Source organism: Actinacidiphila paucisporea (genome assembly GCF_900142575.1).
Lineage (GTDB): Bacteria > Actinomycetota > Actinomycetes > Streptomycetales > Streptomycetaceae > Actinacidiphila > Actinacidiphila paucisporea.
On the sequence record NZ_FRBI01000002.1, the window covers coordinates 496,894 to 512,613 of the forward strand.

The 15,720-nt window shown below is 73.2% G+C and carries 13 protein-coding genes; 6 read left to right on the forward strand and 7 right to left on the reverse strand.

What is annotated here, in order from left to right:
* Positions 1-42: 42 nt before the first annotated feature.
* The 4 genes from efeU (at position 43) to BUE44_RS05305 (ending at position 6,297) form a co-directional block, all read left to right on the forward strand.
* The gene (efeU, locus tag BUE44_RS05290; protein ID WP_073494201.1) at positions 43-876 is read left to right on the forward strand and encodes an iron uptake transporter permease EfeU; all 834 of its coding nucleotides are present in this window, start codon (positions 43-45) and stop codon (positions 874-876) included.
* Positions 877-923: 47 nt separating this feature from the next.
* A complete protein-coding gene (efeO, locus tag BUE44_RS05295) occupies positions 924-2,105 on the forward strand; it encodes an iron uptake system protein EfeO (RefSeq protein WP_073494203.1) in 1,182 nt (393 codons plus the stop codon).
* A gap of 48 nt (positions 2,106-2,153) precedes the next feature.
* Positions 2,154-3,449 (forward strand): iron uptake transporter deferrochelatase/peroxidase subunit, encoded by a 1,296-nt coding sequence (gene efeB / locus BUE44_RS05300; RefSeq protein ID WP_073494586.1) that lies wholly within the window; start codon positions 2,154-2,156, stop codon positions 3,447-3,449.
* A 451-nt stretch (positions 3,450-3,900) separates the two neighbouring features.
* A complete protein-coding gene (locus BUE44_RS05305; protein WP_073494204.1) occupies positions 3,901-6,297 on the forward strand; it encodes a glycoside hydrolase family 3 protein in 2,397 nt (798 codons plus the stop codon).
* Between the two features lie 72 nt (positions 6,298-6,369).
* On the opposite strand, the gene BUE44_RS05310 is transcribed toward BUE44_RS05305, so the two are convergent.
* Positions 6,370-7,860 (reverse strand): MFS transporter, encoded by a 1,491-nt coding sequence (locus BUE44_RS05310; protein ID WP_073494588.1) that lies wholly within the window; start codon positions 7,858-7,860, stop codon positions 6,370-6,372.
* A gap of 54 nt (positions 7,861-7,914) precedes the next feature.
* Positions 7,915-8,847 (reverse strand): SGNH/GDSL hydrolase family protein, encoded by a 933-nt coding sequence (locus tag BUE44_RS05315; RefSeq protein WP_073494205.1) that lies wholly within the window; start codon positions 8,845-8,847, stop codon positions 7,915-7,917.
* Between the two features lie 262 nt (positions 8,848-9,109).
* On the opposite strand from BUE44_RS05315, the gene BUE44_RS05320 reads away from it, so the two are divergent.
* Together BUE44_RS05320 and BUE44_RS05325 are read left to right on the forward strand one after the other, a co-directional pair.
* Positions 9,110-9,604, forward strand: coding sequence for a DUF3145 domain-containing protein (locus BUE44_RS05320; RefSeq protein WP_073494207.1), 495 nt, complete (start codon positions 9,110-9,112; stop codon positions 9,602-9,604).
* Between the two features lie 80 nt (positions 9,605-9,684).
* Positions 9,685-10,557, forward strand: a complete 873-nt coding sequence (locus BUE44_RS05325; RefSeq protein ID WP_073494209.1) for an NAD(P)-dependent oxidoreductase — start codon at positions 9,685-9,687, stop codon at positions 10,555-10,557.
* 133 nt (positions 10,558-10,690) lie between these two features.
* On the opposite strand, the gene fabF is transcribed toward BUE44_RS05325, so the two are convergent.
* From fabF to BUE44_RS05350, 5 genes are all read right to left on the reverse strand, one after another.
* On the reverse strand, positions 10,691-11,959 hold the full coding sequence (gene fabF / locus BUE44_RS05330) for a beta-ketoacyl-ACP synthase II (protein ID WP_073494211.1): 1,269 nt from the start codon (positions 11,957-11,959) through the stop codon (positions 10,691-10,693).
* 100 nt (positions 11,960-12,059) lie between these two features.
* Positions 12,060-12,308 carry an acyl carrier protein gene (locus BUE44_RS05335; RefSeq protein ID WP_073494213.1) on the reverse strand — a complete coding sequence of 83 codons (249 nt, stop codon included), beginning with the start codon at positions 12,306-12,308 and terminating at the stop codon, positions 12,060-12,062.
* A gap of 71 nt (positions 12,309-12,379) precedes the next feature.
* A complete protein-coding gene (locus BUE44_RS05340) occupies positions 12,380-13,390 on the reverse strand; it encodes a ketoacyl-ACP synthase III (RefSeq protein WP_073494214.1) in 1,011 nt (336 codons plus the stop codon).
* Positions 13,387-14,358 (reverse strand): ACP S-malonyltransferase, encoded by a 972-nt coding sequence (locus BUE44_RS05345; protein ID WP_073494590.1) that lies wholly within the window; start codon positions 14,356-14,358, stop codon positions 13,387-13,389. Before BUE44_RS05345 ends, BUE44_RS05340 begins: the two co-directional genes overlap by 4 nt.
* Positions 14,359-14,447: 89 nt before the next feature.
* The gene (locus tag BUE44_RS05350; RefSeq protein WP_073494215.1) at positions 14,448-15,653 is read right to left on the reverse strand and encodes a PucR family transcriptional regulator; all 1,206 of its coding nucleotides are present in this window, start codon (positions 15,651-15,653) and stop codon (positions 14,448-14,450) included.
* Between the last annotated feature and the right edge of the window lie 67 nt (positions 15,654-15,720).

A 15,720-nucleotide genomic window follows, 5' to 3' on the forward strand; every position in this document is an offset into this window, starting at 1 on the left:
AGGTTCCCCTTACTTGAAGACCCCGGCTCATGAAGGACCTCCATGCTCCCCACGTTCGTCATCGGACTCCGCGAAGGGCTGGAGGCGGCGCTCATCGTGGGCATCATCGCCTCCTTCCTCGCCCAGCAGGGCCGCAGGGACGCGCTCAAGAAAGTGTGGCTGGGCGTCGCCGCGGCGGTGGCGATCTGCGTCGCGGTCGCGGTCGGGCTGCAGATCTACTCCAGCGACCTGCCGCAGAAGCAGCAGGAGCAGCTGGAGACCGTCATCGGCGCCGTCGCCGTGGTGATGGTCAGCTACATGGTGCTGTGGATGAAGCGGCACTCCCGCGACCTGCGCAAGGACCTGGAGGGCGCGGCCGGCCGCGCCCTGGGCGAGGGTTCGGCCTCCGCGCTGGTGCTGATGGCCTTCCTCGCCGTGCTGCGGGAGGGCTTCGAGACCTCCGTCTTCCTGCTGGCCACCTTCAACGAGAGCGACAACCCCGCCTACGGCGGCACCGGCGCCGCGCTCGGCGTCGTGCTCGCCGCGGCCATCGGCTACGGCATCTACCGCGGCGGCCTCCGCATCAACCTCTCGCGCTTCTTCCGCATCACCGGCCTGGTGCTGATCCTCGTTGCCGCCGGCCTGGTCGCCACCGCGCTGATGACCGCCGCCGAGGGCGGCTGGCTGGAGCAGGGCACCCGCGCCTTCGACCTGTCCTGGCTGGTACACCCCGGCACCCCGGCCTCCTCGGTCGCCACCGGCGTGCTGGGCATCCAGCCGTACCCCGACTGGACGATGGTCACCGGCTGGCTCCTCTACGCGGTCCCGATGACCGCCGTCGTGCTGTGGCCGGTCCGCCGGCGCCCTGCCGGGGCCCCGCAGCCCGTCGCCCACTGACCTCCCGCCCGTCCCCGCACCCCAGCAACCCCCAACAGGAGCTGACCGTGACCCCCCGAGCCACCCCCCGCCGCGCACTGGCCTGCGCGGCCACCGTGATCACCGCCGGCCTGCTGCTGGCCGCCTGCGGCGGCGACAAGGACGACTCGAAGGGCTCCGCGCCCGCCGCCGCGGACAACGCCGCGGCCAAGTCCTCCACCGTCAAGATCGTCGTCAGCGACGAGGACTGCGCGCCCACCCCGGCGAGCGTCCCCGCCGGCACGGTGAGATTCGAGGTCGGCAACAAGGGCTCCGCGAAGGTCACCGAGGCCGAACTGCTCGACGGCGGTAAGATCCTGGGCGAGAAGGAGAACCTCACGCCCGGCCTGTCCGGCGACTTCACCCTCACCCTGGACGCCGGCAAATACCAGGTCTACTGCCCCGGCGCGAAGACCGAGAAGAGCGACCTCACCGTCACCGGCACCGCCAGGAAGACCTGGAAGGACGACCCGGCCCTGGTCGGCGCCACCCAGCAGTACGCGACCTGGGTCACCGGCGAGGTCAAGGAACTGGTCACCGGCACCGACGCCTTCACCGCCGCGGTCAAGGCCGGCAGGACCGACGACGCCAAGAAGCTCTACGGCAAGGCGCGCGTCCACTACGAGCGCATCGAGTCGACCGCCGAGATCTGGGGCGACATCGACGGCCGTATCGACGGCCGCATCGACGACGCGGCCACCGCCGCCGACTTCACCGGCTTCCACCGCATCGAGCAGGAGCTGTGGGAGAAGAACTCCACCGCCGGACTCGGCACGCTCGCCGACCGGTTGAGCGCCGACGTGCACGAGCTCCACACCAAGGTGCAGCACGTCGAATACCAGCCGGCCGCGATCGCCAACGGCGCCACCGAGCTGGTCAACGAGATCCAGACCTCCAAGATCACCGGTGAGGAGGAGCGCTACTCGCACATCGACCTGCTCGACTTCGACGGCAGCCTCGCCGGCGCCCAGGAGGCGGTCAGCGTGCTGCTGCCGGTACTCAAGCAGAAGGACCCGGCGCTCGCCGACACCGTGACCAGCCGCTACCAGGCCACCGCCACCGCGCTCAAGGCGTACGCGGCCACGCCCGGTTACCAGGACAGCGGCTACGTCGACTACAGCAAGGTCACCGACGCCCAGCGCCGCGTCCTGGCCCAGGCCGTCGACGCGTACGCCGAGTCCGTGTCGAAGATCGCCGGAAAGATCGCCTGAGCCGTGAAGACCCCGCCCCAGGGCCCCGTGCCCGACGACACCCCGGACATCACGCCGGAGCCCGCCCAGCGTGCTTCCCTCCCCGCCGCCTCCGCCGTCAGCCGGCGGCGGCTGCTCGGGGCCGTCGGGGCGGGGGCGGCGGTCGCCGGCGCCGCCCTGGGCGCGGGCGGCACCGCGCTGGCCGGCCGCGACAGCGGCCCCGGCGCCGCCGCCCCGGCCGGCAGCGCGGCCCCCGCCACGGTCGACTTCCGCGGTACGCACCAGGCGGGCATCGCCACCCCCTCCCAGGACCGGCTGTGCTTCGCGACGTTCGACGTGGCGCCGGGCGCGACCCGCGCCGACCTGGCCGCGCTGCTCACCACCTGGACCGCCGCGGCCGAGGCGATGACTCTGGGCCGTCCGGTGCCCGGCGACGAGGGCGACCTCAACACCCCGCCCGACGACACCGGCGAGGCGGTCGGCCTGACCCCCGGCCGCCTCACGATCACCCTCGGATACGGCCCGGCGCTCTTCGACGACCGCTTCGGCCTCACCGCCCGCCGGCCCAGCGCTCTGCGGCCGCTGCCGAAACTGCCCGGCGAGAACCTCGACCCGGCGCTCACCGGCGGCGACCTGTGCGTCCAGGCCTGCGCCGACGACCCGCAGGTCGCCTTCCACGCGGTACGCAACCTGCGCAGGCTCGGCTTCGGCACCGTCCTGCCGCGCTGGATGGAACTCGGCTTCGGCCGTACGTCCTCCACCTCCCACCAACAGGCCACCCCGCGCAACCTGATGGGCTTCAAGGACGGCACCCGCAACATCGACGCCCGCGACGAGGACGTCATGGGCCGGCACGTCTGGATCGGCCAGGAGGAGCCGCAGCGGTGGATACGCGGCGGCGCCTACCTCGTCAGCCGCAAGATCCGGATGCGGATGGAGCAGTGGGACCGCGACCGGCTCGGCGACCAGCAGGACGTCTTCGGCCGCTACAAGGGCAGCGGCGCCCCGCTGACCGGCCACGGCGAGTTCGACACCCCCGACTTCGCCGCGAAGTCCGGCGGGCGGTACGTCATCCCCGACGACGCCCACATCAGGCTCGCCTCGCCCGAGCACAACAACGGCCTGCGCATCCTGCGCCGCGGCTACTCCTACACCGACGGCATCGACCAGCAGACCGGGGACCTGCTGGGCGGGCTGTTCTTCGTCGCGTTCATGAACAGCCCCGACCGGTTCGTCACGCTCCAGCGCGTGCTGGGGGCGCATGACGCGCTCAACGAGTACATCCAGCACATCGGCAGCGGAGTTTTCGCCGTGCCGCCGGGGCTGGCCGCGGGCCACGACTGGGGTGAGCAACTCTTCGGCTGACGCCGCGCCGAGAATTCCCCCGGTGGAGAACCCGCCGCCCTGCCCCTTCCCGGGCTGCCGGGACCTTCCCCCGGCGCCGGGTTGGTCTCGCAGTTCCCCGAGCCCCTGGAGAACCCGCCGCCCTGCCCCTTCCCGGGCTGCCGCGATCTTCCCCCGGCGCCGGGTTGGTCTCGCAGTTCCCCGAGCCCCTGAAAACGCGCGCCCTCCCTGCGCAGGGGCCAACGCCTGGGCGTAGGAGGGCATGGGCACAAGGGGCGGGCGGGGGTACCCCCAGGCGAAGCGCTGGGGGAGAACGGAGCGCCCAGCCGCAGTGGGCCGCGGCTGGGCACGGGGCAGGACGGGGCTGGGGCCCGAGAGATCGCCGAGCTCGCCGCAGGCGAAGATCACGGATTCGCATCTATACCTACGGTAGGGAGGGCGCACCGGTGCCCCACCGGTCCAGCATGGGGCGATGACCGTCGACGCGGGTGACGCCGAGCGCGAGCGGGCCGTGGAGGCCGCGCTGCGTACGCTCGGGCTCGATGACAGGGCGCGGCTGCTGGCCGGGCAGGACATGTGGTCGCTGCCGGCCCTCCCGGCGATCGGTCTCGGCTCGCTGGTGATGTCGGACGGTCCCATCGGTGTGCGCGGCAGGCGCTGGGCGGCCGACGAACCGTCCGTGGCGCTGCCGAGCCCGACCGCGCTGGCGGCGTCGTGGGACCCGGAGCTGGCCCGCAGGGCGGGCCGGCTGCTGGCGCAGGAGGCCCACCGCAAGGGCGTGCACGTGCTGCTGGCGCCCACGGTGAATCTGCACCGCAGCCCGCTGGGCGGGCGGCACTTCGAGGCCTACAGCGAGGACCCGCTGCTCACCGGGGCGATCGGCACCGGATATGTGCGCGGGGTGCAGGACGGCGGGGTCGGCGTCACGGTCAAGCACTTCGTCGGCAACGAGGCCGAGACCGACCGCTTCACCGTTGACAACCGCATCGACCCGCGGGCGCTGCGCGAGCTGTACCTCCGACCGTTCGAGATGATCGTCGCCGACGCCCGCCCGTGGGGCGTCATGGCCGCCTACAACGCGGTGAACGGCGTCACCATGACCGAGCACGCCGAGCTGGTCAACGGGGTGCTGCGCGGCGAATGGGGCTTCGACGGCGTCGTCGTCTCCGACTGGCTGGCCGCCCGCTCGACCGTCGGCGCGATCCGCGGCGGGCTGGACCTGGCCATGCCGGGGCCGCACAGCGTCTACGGCGAGGCGCTGGCCGCCGCGGTCAGGGCCGGTGAGGTGCCCGAGGAGCTGGTGGAGGCCGCCGCCCGCCGGGTGCTGCGGCTGGCCGCCCGGGTCGGGCTGCTCGACGGGGCCCCCGCCGCCGTCGCGCCCGCCGACCGGCCCGCGTGGATCGACGGCGACGCGCTCGCCCGGGAGGTCGCCGCCCGCGGCTTCGTGCTGCTGCGCAACGAGGTACGTGACGAGGCCCCGGTCCTGCCGCTGGACACCGCCGCCGTGCACGGCGGCATCGCGCTGATCGGCGCCGCCGCGCGCGAGCCGCGCATCCTGGGCGGCGGATCCGCGCAGGTCTTCCCAGGACACGTGGTCTCGCTGCTCGACGCGATGCGGGTCGCGCTGCCCGCGGGCGTACAGCTCGGTTACGCCCTCGGCGCCGACCCCAGCGAGGAACTGGCGCCCGCCGCGGCCGGGTTCGCGCTGCGGGCGGTCGCCCGCGCCGCGGACGGGCGCGAACTGGGCTCCGAGGAGCTGCCGTCGGGGCAGGTGCAGTGGTTCGGCGAGATGCCGCCCGGCGTGGACTACGAGCAGGTGCACACCGTCGACGTGTGCGGCACCTTCACCCCCACGGCCAGCGGCGCCCACCGCTTCGGCACCCGCGGCACCGGGCACTTCACCCTCACGGTGGCGGGAGAGGTCCTCTACGACGGGCCGCAGTCCGACCCGCACTCCGACCCCTTCGAGGCCTTCTTCGGTACGCCGACGCAGCGCGGCACCGTGCGGCTCGCGGCGTGCGAGCCGGTGGCGGTGAGCCTGCTCCACGCGCCGTCCAAGGGCGTGGAACTACCCGTCCAGGCCATCGGATGCAGCCTGCTGCACGGTGAACCGGAGCGCGACGAGGAGGAGTTGCTGACCGAGGCGGTCGCCGCGGCGCGCGCCGCCTACACGGCGGTGGTCGTGGTCGGCACCACCGAGCGCGTCGAGTCGGAGGGCTTCGACCGGCGGGACCTGCGGCTGCCGGGACGGCAGGACGAACTCGTCGCCCGCGTCGCCGCCGCCAACCCGCGCACGGTGGTCATCGTCAACTCCGGCGCCCCGGTGGAGCTTCCGTGGCGCGAGGACGTCGCCGCGGTGCTGGTCTGCTGGTTCCCCGGGCAGGAGGGCGGGGCCGCTCTCGCGGACGTGCTGCTCGGTGCCGCCGAGCCCGGCGGGCGGCTTCCCACGACCTGGCCGGTCCGGCTCGCCGACGCGCCGGTCACCGAGGTCGAGCCGCGGTCCGGGGTGCTCACGTACGAGGAGGGGGTCTTCGTGGGGTATCGCGCCTGGCAGCGGCGCGGGGCGCCGGAGCCGGCGTATCCCTTCGGGCACGGACTCGGCTACACCTCGTGGGCCTACGAGGAGCTGGCCGCGGGGCCGGACCCCTCGACGTCCGTCACGGTGCGGGTCCGCAACGTCGGACACCGGACCGGGCGGCAGGTCGTCCAGCTCTACCTCGCCGGTTCCGGCCTGGTCGGCTTCGCCTCCGTCACCGCGGCCCCCGGTGCGGTGGCCGAGACCACCGTCCGCCTCCCCCCGCTCCCGCCGGGCCCCGCGCACCTCACCGCGGGCCCCCTGACCCTCACCCTCCCCGGACGGGACGCCTAGGGCCCACCGCCGCCGCGGGACCGGCCCCACCCGCGCGCGGGTGGGGCCGGTCCCGCGGCGGGGACGCGGGGGTCAGACCGTGGCCAGGTCGGTACGGGCCGGTTCCGGGGCGGGCTCGGGGAGGTCCGGGCGGGCCGCCCGGGGGAGGAAGAAGCCGAGGACGAAGGCCACGGCGATCAGGCCGGCCGTGCACAGGGCGGTCGCGGACGCCGCGTCCACCGCCGCGCCGGAGTGGCCGCGGCCCAGGATGTCGAAGAAGACCGTGCCCAGGGCGGCGATGCCCAGCGTCATCCCGAGCTGCTGCACGGCCTGCAGCGTCCCCGAGGCGGAGCCGATCTCGTGGGGCTCGACACCGCCGAGGATGATGTCGAAGAGCGGGACGAAGATCATGCCCATCCCGGCGCCCCCGACGACCAGCGGGGCGAGCAGCTGCCAGGCCGTCAGGCCGGCGCCCGAGGTCTGGAGGACGGCGTAGAGGCCGAGGACGCCGGCGCCCATCAGCAGCAGGCCGATGTGCAGGACCTTCCTGCCCAGGCGGCCCATGAAGATCGCGCCGCCGGCGGAGCCGAAGAGCGCGCCGACCGCCCAGGGCGCGGTGGCGAGGGCCGAGTGCAGGGCGGTGTAGCCGAGGCCGACCTGGAGGAAGACGCCGAGGGTGAGGATCATGCCGCCCATGGACGCGGTGAAGGCGATGGCGAAGGCGACGCCGGAGACGTAGGAGCGCTTGCGGAAGACGCTGGGCTCGACCAGCGGGCTGAGCCCGGCGCGGCTGCGGCGCACCTGGTGCAGGGCGAAGACGCCGAGGACCGGCAGCGAGACCGCGAGCATCGCCAGCGTCCAGCCGGGCCAGCCCAGTTCGCGGCCCTGGACCAGCGGGAAGACCAGCAGGAAGGCGCCGCCGCCGGCGAGCAGCACGCCGAGTGCGTCGAGCCGTACACCGCGGGCGGCGGGCGCGACGTCCGGCAGGAACTTCCAGCCGGTCACCAGCGCGGCCAGCCCGATCGGCAGGTTGATGCCGAAGATCATCCGCCAGCCGGCGCCGAAGAGGTCCGCGTGGATCAGGACTCCCGCGACGACCGGGCCGAGCACCGCGGACAGGCCCATCAGCGGGCCGAAGATGCCCCACGCCTTCTTGACCTCCTGCGGCGAGAAGATCTCCCGCGGGATGGCGAAGCACTGCGGGATCATCACCGCGCCGAAGGCGCCCTGCACGAGGCGGGCGCTGATGAGCATCGACGGGTTCTGCGCCGTGGCGCAGATCATCGAGCCGAGGACGAAGCCCGCCATGCCGGTGAGCAGCACCCGCTTGCGGCCGAACATGTCGCCGAGCCGCCCGCCGACGAGCAGGGCGACGGCCATCGCCAGGGTGTAGCTCGCGGCGATCCACTGCAGGTCGGCGTAGGAGCCGCCGAGCGACCTGCGGATCGAGGGTGCCGCGACGTTCGCGATGGTCGAGTCCAGCAGGTCCATGACGCTGGCGGCGAGCACCGCGGTGTAGCCGAGCCAGCGGCCGGGCAGTCCGGCGGGCGAGGAGTCCGGAGCGAGTTCCTTCGTGGTGTCCATGAAGCACACGCTATGACCCCATGCGGTCAGCTTCTGTCCGCATGGGAAGGGCCTTCACGAGGCCGGCCGGAAGGCCACCGCCGCCATGAGCGCGGCCAGTTGCATCTGGCCTTTCTCGTTCGGGTGGAACCAGTCCCACGTGCTCAGCTCGTCGCTCCCGAAGCGGTAGTCGAAGACCGCGCCGCCGTCGTAACGGCAGCGCGCGTACTGTCCGCAGACCTGCCCGAGCACCCCGTTGTAGGCGATGACGCGGTTGCGGACCGCGGTGCGCCGGGAGGTGGCCGACGGGCTCTGCGAGTCGGGGTCGGCGAGCATGGACGGGCACAGGCCGAGCTTCCAGACCTCCTTGCCCAGCACGTTGGACCGGCCCACCGACCACAGCCGCTGGAGGTCGGGAATGCTGGCGACCAGGATCTGGGTGGCCGGCAGCGTCCTGTGCAGATACGCCATCGTGGCGGCGAAGTCGCTGCGGAAGCGCGCGACCGAGGTCATCGTGCCGGGCCGCGACGTACAGGCGTCGTTGCCGCCGATCAGCACCGTCACCATGGCCGGCCGGTGCGCGGCCGCCGCCCGCGCCTGGGCGGGCAGGTCGGCGACCCGGGCGCCGGTGCCGGCCAGGTTCCAGCTGCGGGTGGCGGGCGCGGTCGCGGTCAGCCGGCGCGCGATGCTCGCCACGCCGGTACGCGAGCCGGTCGACCAGGACACGTCGGGGCAGTCGGACAGCGGCTTGCAGGCGTCGAAACCGCGGGTGATGGAGTCGCCGAGGGCGGCCACCGACGCCGGGTGCACGTTCCACGGCCGGGCGGGGGCCGCCGGGGCGGCGGGCACGGCCTTGCGCGCGGAATGCGAGGTGTGTGCGGTGGGGGACCCGGCCGTGGGCGCCCGCTCGCCGTCCGGCGCGCCGCCGGAGGAGCACCCGGAGACGCATCCGCCCAGCAGAGCGGCACCGACGGCCAGTGACAGGCCGCGTCGTAGCAGCGGTCGCATACGGCTCTTCCCTCCGACGAGCGGGTGACATCCGGTAACAGCCCGACGGTACGTCACGCTCCGGGAGACGCCGCAGGGTAGCTTTTCCCTGAGACCCGGATCGATGTGACGGGAGGTCGGCCGCGACCGGGCGTCAAACCGTCAGTTGTTGTCCTGTTTGCCGCGAATAGTGCAGAATGTCTCTCATGTTGCCCCGGGAGCAGCCGGTTCGGGTGTTGAGGCCGCTGGGGAAGGCGAACCTCGTCCCACACTGGAGGTACCGGTGACGACACGTGGTGTTCTGTACGTGCACGCCGCACCGCGCGCGCTCTGCCCGCACGTCGAATGGGCCGTCGCGGGCGTCCTCGGCGTGCGCGTGAGCCTGGACTGGATCCGGCAGCCCGCCGCGCCGGGCACCTGGCGTGCCGAGTTCTCCTGGCAGGGCGAACCCGGCACTGCGTCCAAGCTGGCGTCCGCGCTGCGCGGCTGGCACCTGCTGCGCTTCGAGGTCACCGCGGAGCCGTCGGCCGGCGCCGAGGGCGAGCGCTACAGCGCCACGCCCGAACTGGGCATCTTCCACGCGGTCATCGGCATGCACGGCGACATCCTGATCCCCGAGGACCGGCTGCGCGCCGCCATGCAGCGGGCCCGTGGCGGCGAGGCCGACCTGGAGAGCGAGCTGTCCCGGCTGCTGGGCAAGCCGTGGGACGACGAGTTGGAGCCGTTCCGCTACGCGGGTGAGGGCGCCCCGGTCCGCTGGCTGCACCAGGTCGTCTGACGCACGCCACCTGACGGGCCCGCCGCCTGACACGCGTTCAGCCCGCGCCGATGTCGCCCGGTCGGACGTAACCTGCCGTCATGTCCGACTCTCTCACCGTCGCGGTCCTCGGCACCGGCCTCATGGGCGCCGGGATGGCCCGCAACCTGTCCGCCGCCGGCCACGACGTCCGCGCCTGGAACCGCACCCCGGCCCGCGCCCGGCCGCTGGCCGCCGACGGCGTCACCGTCGTCACCGACCCCGCGGAGGCCGTACGCGGCGCCGACGCCGTCGTCACCATGCTGCTCGACGGGCCCGCCACCCTGGAGGTCGTCGGCGCCGCAGCCGACGCCTTCGAGGCCGGCGCGGTCTGGCTGCAGACCGGCACCGTGGGGCCCGAGGCACAGGGCGATCTGGCCGCCCGCGCCGCCGAGCGCGGCCTGCTCTTCGTCGACGCGCCCGTCCTGGGCACCCGCACGGTCGCCGACGCCGGGGAGCTGACCGTACTGGCCGCCGGACCCGACGCGGCCCGGCCGGTCGCCGACCAGGTCTTCGACGCCGTCGGCAGCAGGACCATCTGGCTGCCGGGGGACGCGGCCGACGGGCCGGCCAGCCGGCTCAAGCTGGTGCTCAACAACTGGGTGCTCGCCCTGACCGCGGCCACCGGCGAGACACTGGCCCTGGCCAAGGCCCTGGACGTCGACCCCGACACCTTCTTCGCGGCCATCGAGGGCGGCTCGATGGACACGCCCTACCTGCGGATGAAGGCCGCGGCCATCCTGGGCGGCGACTTCACGCCCAACTTCACCGTCAACGGCGCCGCCAAGGACCTGCGGCTCATCGTGGCGGCCGGCGAGGCGGCCGGCGCCCGGATGGACCTCGCGGCGGCCGCCGCGGCCCGCTTCGAGCGCGCCGCCGACCAGGGCCACGGCGGCGAGGACATGGCAGCCGGGTACTTCGCCAGTTGGGCCTGACTGGGGGTGCGTGCCCCTTGCGGTGGCGTTGCTTGGCTGCGGCCGTCGTTGTGGCTTGTCGCGCAGTTCTCCCCCAGAGCTTCGCCTGGGGGTACCCTCCCCGCGCCCCTTTGGGGGGCGCGGGGAGAGGCGGTCAGCTCTCGAAGCTGCGCAGGGCCAGGACGACGTTGTGTCCGCCGAAGCCGAAGGAGTCGTTCAGGGCCGCGATGGTGCCCTCGGGCAGCGGCCGCGGCTTGTCGCCGACGATGTCGGCGTCCGCCTCCGGGTCCCGCTCGACCAGGTTGATCGTCGGCGGCGCGAGGCGGTGGTAAAGGGCCAGCACGGAGGCGACCGTCTCGATACCGCCGGCGCCGCCCAGCAGGTGGCCCGTCATGGACTTGGTGGCGGAGATCGCCATGTGGTCCACGTCGTCGCCGAAAACGGCGCGCAGCGCCTTGATCTCCGCCACATCGCCCTGCGGGGTGGACGTGGCGTGCGCGTTGACGTGCACGATCTCGGCCGGCTTGAGGTCCGAGCCGTCCAGCAGGTGCTGGAGGGCCGCCGCGATACCGCGGCCGGTCGGCTCCGGCTGGGTGATGTGGTGCGCGTCGGCCGAGATGCCCTGGCCGACCACCTCCGCGTACACCCGGGCGCCGCGCGCCCTCGCGTGCTCGACCGACTCCAGCACGACCACGCCCGCGCCCTCGCCGAGGACGAAGCCGTCCCGGCCGGCGTCGTACGGGCGCGAGGCGCCCTGCGGGTTGTCGTTGTTCTTGGACATCGCCATCATGTTGCCGAAGGCGACGATGGGCAGCGGGTGGATCGCCGCCTCGGTGCCGCCGGCCACCACCACGTCGGCGCGACCGGTGCGGATCATCTCGACCGCGTAGCCGATCGCCTCGGCGCCCGAGGCGCACGCACTGACGGGGGTGTGCACACCGGCCCGCGCGTTGATGTCGATGCCCACGTTCGCCGACGGGCTGTTGGGCATCAGCATCGGCACGGTGTGCGGCGACACCTTGCGTACGCCCTGCTCCTTGAGCACGTCGTACTGCCCCAGGAGCGTGGTGACACCGCCGATGCCGGACGCGACGACCGCGCCCAGCCGGTCGGGGTCGACCGCCGGGTCGTCACCGGCCTTCGCGGTGAAACCGGCGTCCGCCCACGCCTCACGGGCGGCGATCAGCGCGAACTGCGCGCTGCGGTCGAGCTTGCGGGCGAGCGGCCTGGGCAGGATCTCCCCGGGCTCCACGGCGATCTGCGCGGCGATCCGCACCGGCAGTTCGGCGGCCCAGTCCTGTTCGAGCGGGCGCACACCTGACCGGCCGGCCAGCAGCGCCTCCCAGGTCGACGCGCTGTCGCCACCCAGCGGTGTGGTTGCTCCGATACCGGTGACGACCACGGTGCGATTGGTCGGGCTCACAGGAATTGTCTCTCCACGTCTAGAAGGGCGGGCGACAGACGCGTCGTCCCGGTAGCCGATCCCGCGGTCACGCGCCGAGGGATCGTTTCGGCCGGCGGCCTCAGGCCTGCTGGGCCTTGAGGATGTAGTCGGCCGCGTCGCCGACGGTCTTGAGGTTCTTGACGTCGTCGTCCGGGATCTTCACGCCGAACTGCTCCTCGGCCGCCACCACGACCTCGACCATCGACAGGGAGTCGACGTCCAGGTCATCGGTGAAGGACTTGTCGAGCTTGACGTCCTCGGTGGGGATGCCGGCGATCTCGTTGACGATGTCGGCGAGACCGGCGACGATCTCTTCCTGGGTGGCCATTGTTTACGGCGCTCCTTGATGTGTAACCGATGGCGCGGCGGGCGGGACTGCGGCGCCGCGAGGGTGTGTGACTAGGGGAGAGTAACCACAGTCGCCGCGTAGACCAGACCCGCCCCGAAGCCGATGACCAGGGCGGTGTCCCCGCTCTTGGCCTCGCCGGTGGCGAGCAGCCGCTCCATGGCGAGCGGGATGGACGCGGCGGAGGTGTTGCCGGTGGTCTCCACGTCGCGGGCCACCGCGACATGTTCGGGGAGCTTCAGCGCCTTGATCATCGAGTCGATGATCCGCATGTTCGCCTGGTGCGGGATGAAGGCGTCGAGCTGGTCGGCGGTGATGCCCGCGGCGTCCAGTGCCTCCTGGGCGACCTTGGCCATCTCGAAGACCGCCCAGCGGAAGACCGCCTGGCCCTCCTGGGTGATCGCCGGGAAGCGCACCTGCTCGGCGGGCGTGTCCCGGTAGACCTCCCAGGACACGGTCTGCTTGATCGTCTCCGACTTGTCGCCTTCCGAACCCCACACCGTCGGGCCTATGGCGGGCTCCTTCGACGGGCCGACGATGACCGCGCCGGCGCCGTCGCCGAACAGGAAGGCCGTCGCGCGGTCCTCCAGGTCCGTCAGGTCGCTCAGCCGCTCCACGCCGATCACCAGCACGTGTCCCGCGCTGCCGTCGGTGACCATGCCCTTGGCGAGGGTCAGGCCGTACGTGAAGCCCGCGCAGCCCGCGGAGATGTCGAAGGCGGCCGGCTTGCCCGCGCCGATCCGGTACGCGATGTCGGTGGCGACCGCGGGGGTCTGCTTGAAGTGCGAGACGGTCGCCACGATGACGGCGTCGATGTCGGAGGCGCTGATCCCGGCGTCCGCGATGGCCTTGCCGCCGGCGGCGATGGACATCTCCGCCACCGTCTCGTCCGGCCCCGCCCAGTGCCGGCTGGCGATGCCCGAACGCGACCTGATCCACTCGTCGCTGGAGTCGATGTGCTCCAGGATCACCTCGTTGGGCACCACCCGGGTGGGACGGTAGCCGCCGACGCCGAGGATGCGTGCGTACGGGGAGCCCTTGCTCGGGCTGATCTTCGCTGTCATCGCTGCAACGGCTCCTGTTCGGGTGTGGCTTGCGGTACGACGGCGTCCTCGGCCGCGGCCTGCGCCGCCACGTCGGCCACCAGCGCGCGGGCCGCGTCGAGGTCGTCAGGCGTCTTCAGCGCCAGCGTCCGCACCCCGGGCAGCGCCCGCTTGGCCAGACCCACCAGCGTGCCGCCCGGCGACACCTCGATGATCGCGGTGACCCCGCGCTCCTTGAACGTCTCCATGCACAGATCCCAGCGCACCGGATTGGACACCTGTGCGACCAGCCGGCGTACGACGTCAGCGCCGCTGTCGATCGCCTGCCCGTCCGCGTTCGAAACATACGGCAGCGCGGGGTCGGAGACGGTCAGCGAGGGCGCGAGCGCCTCGAGCGTCGCGACCGCGGGGGCCATGTGGGCGGTGTGGAAGGCGCCCGCCACCTTCAGCGCGACCACCCGCGCCTTCTCCGGCCTGTCCTCGGCGAGTGCGGCGAGCTGCTCCAGGGTGCCGGCCGCCACGATCTGGCCCGCCCCGTTCACGTTCGCCGGGGTCAGCCCCAGAGCGGTCAGATGGGCCACCACCGTGTCGTGGTCGCCGCCCAGCACCGCGGACATGCCGGTGGCCGTCACCGCGGCCGCGTCGGCCATCGCGCGGCCGCGGGCCGCCACGAAGGTCATCGCGTCCTGCGCGGACAGCACCCCGGCCAGCACGGCCGCGGTGATCTCGCCGACGCTGTGCCCGGCGACCACGTCCGGGGTCAGCCCCAGCTCGCCGGCGGACAGCAGTCCCGCGGCGACCAGCAGCGGCTGCGCGACCTTGGTGTCGCGGATCTCGTCCGCGTCGGCGACCGTGCCGAAACGGGCGAGGTCCAGCTCCGCCGCGGCCGACCAGCCTGCGAGGCGGTCGGCGGCGCCGGGGAGTTCGAGCCAGGGGGCGAGGAAGCCGGGCGTCTGTGCGCCCTGGCCGGGAGCGACGAGTACGAGCACCTTCACACTCTCTCTCGCGGGCGGGGATGACCGCCCGTGGGGACAGGGACCAAGAACTGTCAGGTGATTTGTGGGTGTCCCACAAACGGTCAGCCGCGCCGCCCCGCGTCGGACAGCCTGCCCAGGATGAGGGCGATGCGCAGGGTGAACGCCGAACGCACGTCGGAGGGTGACCAGCCGGTGACATCGGTCACACGTCGCAGCCGGTAGCGGACGGTATTGGGGTGGACGAACAGCATACGGGCGGCCCCTTCGAGGGACGACGCCTGCTCCAGATAGACACTCAGCGTCTCCAGCAGCGCCGAGCCCGCTTCTTCCAGAGGCCTGTAGATCTCCTCCACCAACTGCTCACGCGCATGGCGGTCGCCCGCCATCGCACGCTCCGGCAGCAGATCGTCGGACGACACCGGGCGCGGCGCGTCGGGCCACGCGTGGCAGGCCCGCAGCCCGGCCGCGGCCGCCTGCGCCGAGCGGGTCGCCGACAGCAGGTCGCCCACCACCGGGCCGGCCACCACCGGGCCGGCCGCGAACGGGCCGATCAGCGCCTTCGCGACCCGCAGCGGATCGTCGTCGCCGCCGGCCACCACCACCAGGCGCTCGCCCAGCACCCCGGTCAGCACCTGCAGCTTCGCGTGCCGCGAGGCCCGCCTGATCGCCTCGACGGTCAGCTCGCTGTCCCCGCTCGGCGCGTTGCCCAGCACCACGACGATCTTGTCCGGCGAATTCCAGCCCAGCGCCGCCGCCCGCGACAGCACGCCCTCGTCGGCCTCGCCCGACAGCACCGCGTTGACCACCAGCGACTCCAGCCGGGCGTCCCACGCGCCGCGCGCCTCCGCGGCCTGCGCGTAGACCTGCGCGGTGGCGAAGGCGATCTCCCGCGCGTAGACCAGCAGCGCCTCGCGCAGCACCGCCTCGTCGCCCGGCGCCGCGACCTCGTCGATCGCGGCCTCCATCACCTCGATCGTGGTCCGCACCATCTCCACGGTCTGCCGCAGGCTGATCGCCCGGGTCAGCTCCCTGGGCGCGGTGCCGAAGACGTCCGTGCTGATCGCCTGCGGCGCCTCGGGGTGCCGGAACCACTCGGTGAAGGCCGCGATGCCGGCCTGCGCCACCAGGCCGATCCAGGAGCGGTTCTCCGGCGGCATCGCCCGGTACCACGGCAGATTCGCGTCCATCCGGGCGATGGCGTTCGCGGCCAGCCGCCCGGCGGACTTCTCCAGTCGGCGCAGCGTCGCGGAATGCTCCCCGCGACCGGGTTCGGCGGGGGTTTGCGGTGACTGAGAGGCGTTCGGCACGAAGCCAAGCCTATGGGGTCGGTTTTTTCCGCCTCCCCGGCGTCGGGCCGCCGGCGTTCCGGCCGTC

Coding starts and splice junctions, on each gene's coding strand:
- efeU (WP_073494201.1), top strand. CDS start 43: ATGCTCCCCACGTTCGTCATCGGACTCCGCGAAGGGCTGGAGGCGGCG.
- BUE44_RS05305 (WP_073494204.1), top strand. CDS start 3,901: ATGACCGTCGACGCGGGTGACGCCGAGCGCGAGCGGGCCGTGGAGGCC.
- BUE44_RS05310 (WP_073494588.1), bottom strand. CDS start 7,860: ATGGACACCACGAAGGAACTCGCTCCGGACTCCTCGCCCGCCGGACTG.
- BUE44_RS05315 (WP_073494205.1), bottom strand. CDS start 8,847: ATGCGACCGCTGCTACGACGCGGCCTGTCACTGGCCGTCGGTGCCGCT.
- BUE44_RS05325 (WP_073494209.1), top strand. CDS start 9,685: ATGTCCGACTCTCTCACCGTCGCGGTCCTCGGCACCGGCCTCATGGGC.
- BUE44_RS05335 (WP_073494213.1), bottom strand. CDS start 12,308: ATGGCCACCCAGGAAGAGATCGTCGCCGGTCTCGCCGACATCGTCAAC.
- BUE44_RS05340 (WP_073494214.1), bottom strand. CDS start 13,390: ATGACAGCGAAGATCAGCCCGAGCAAGGGCTCCCCGTACGCACGCATC.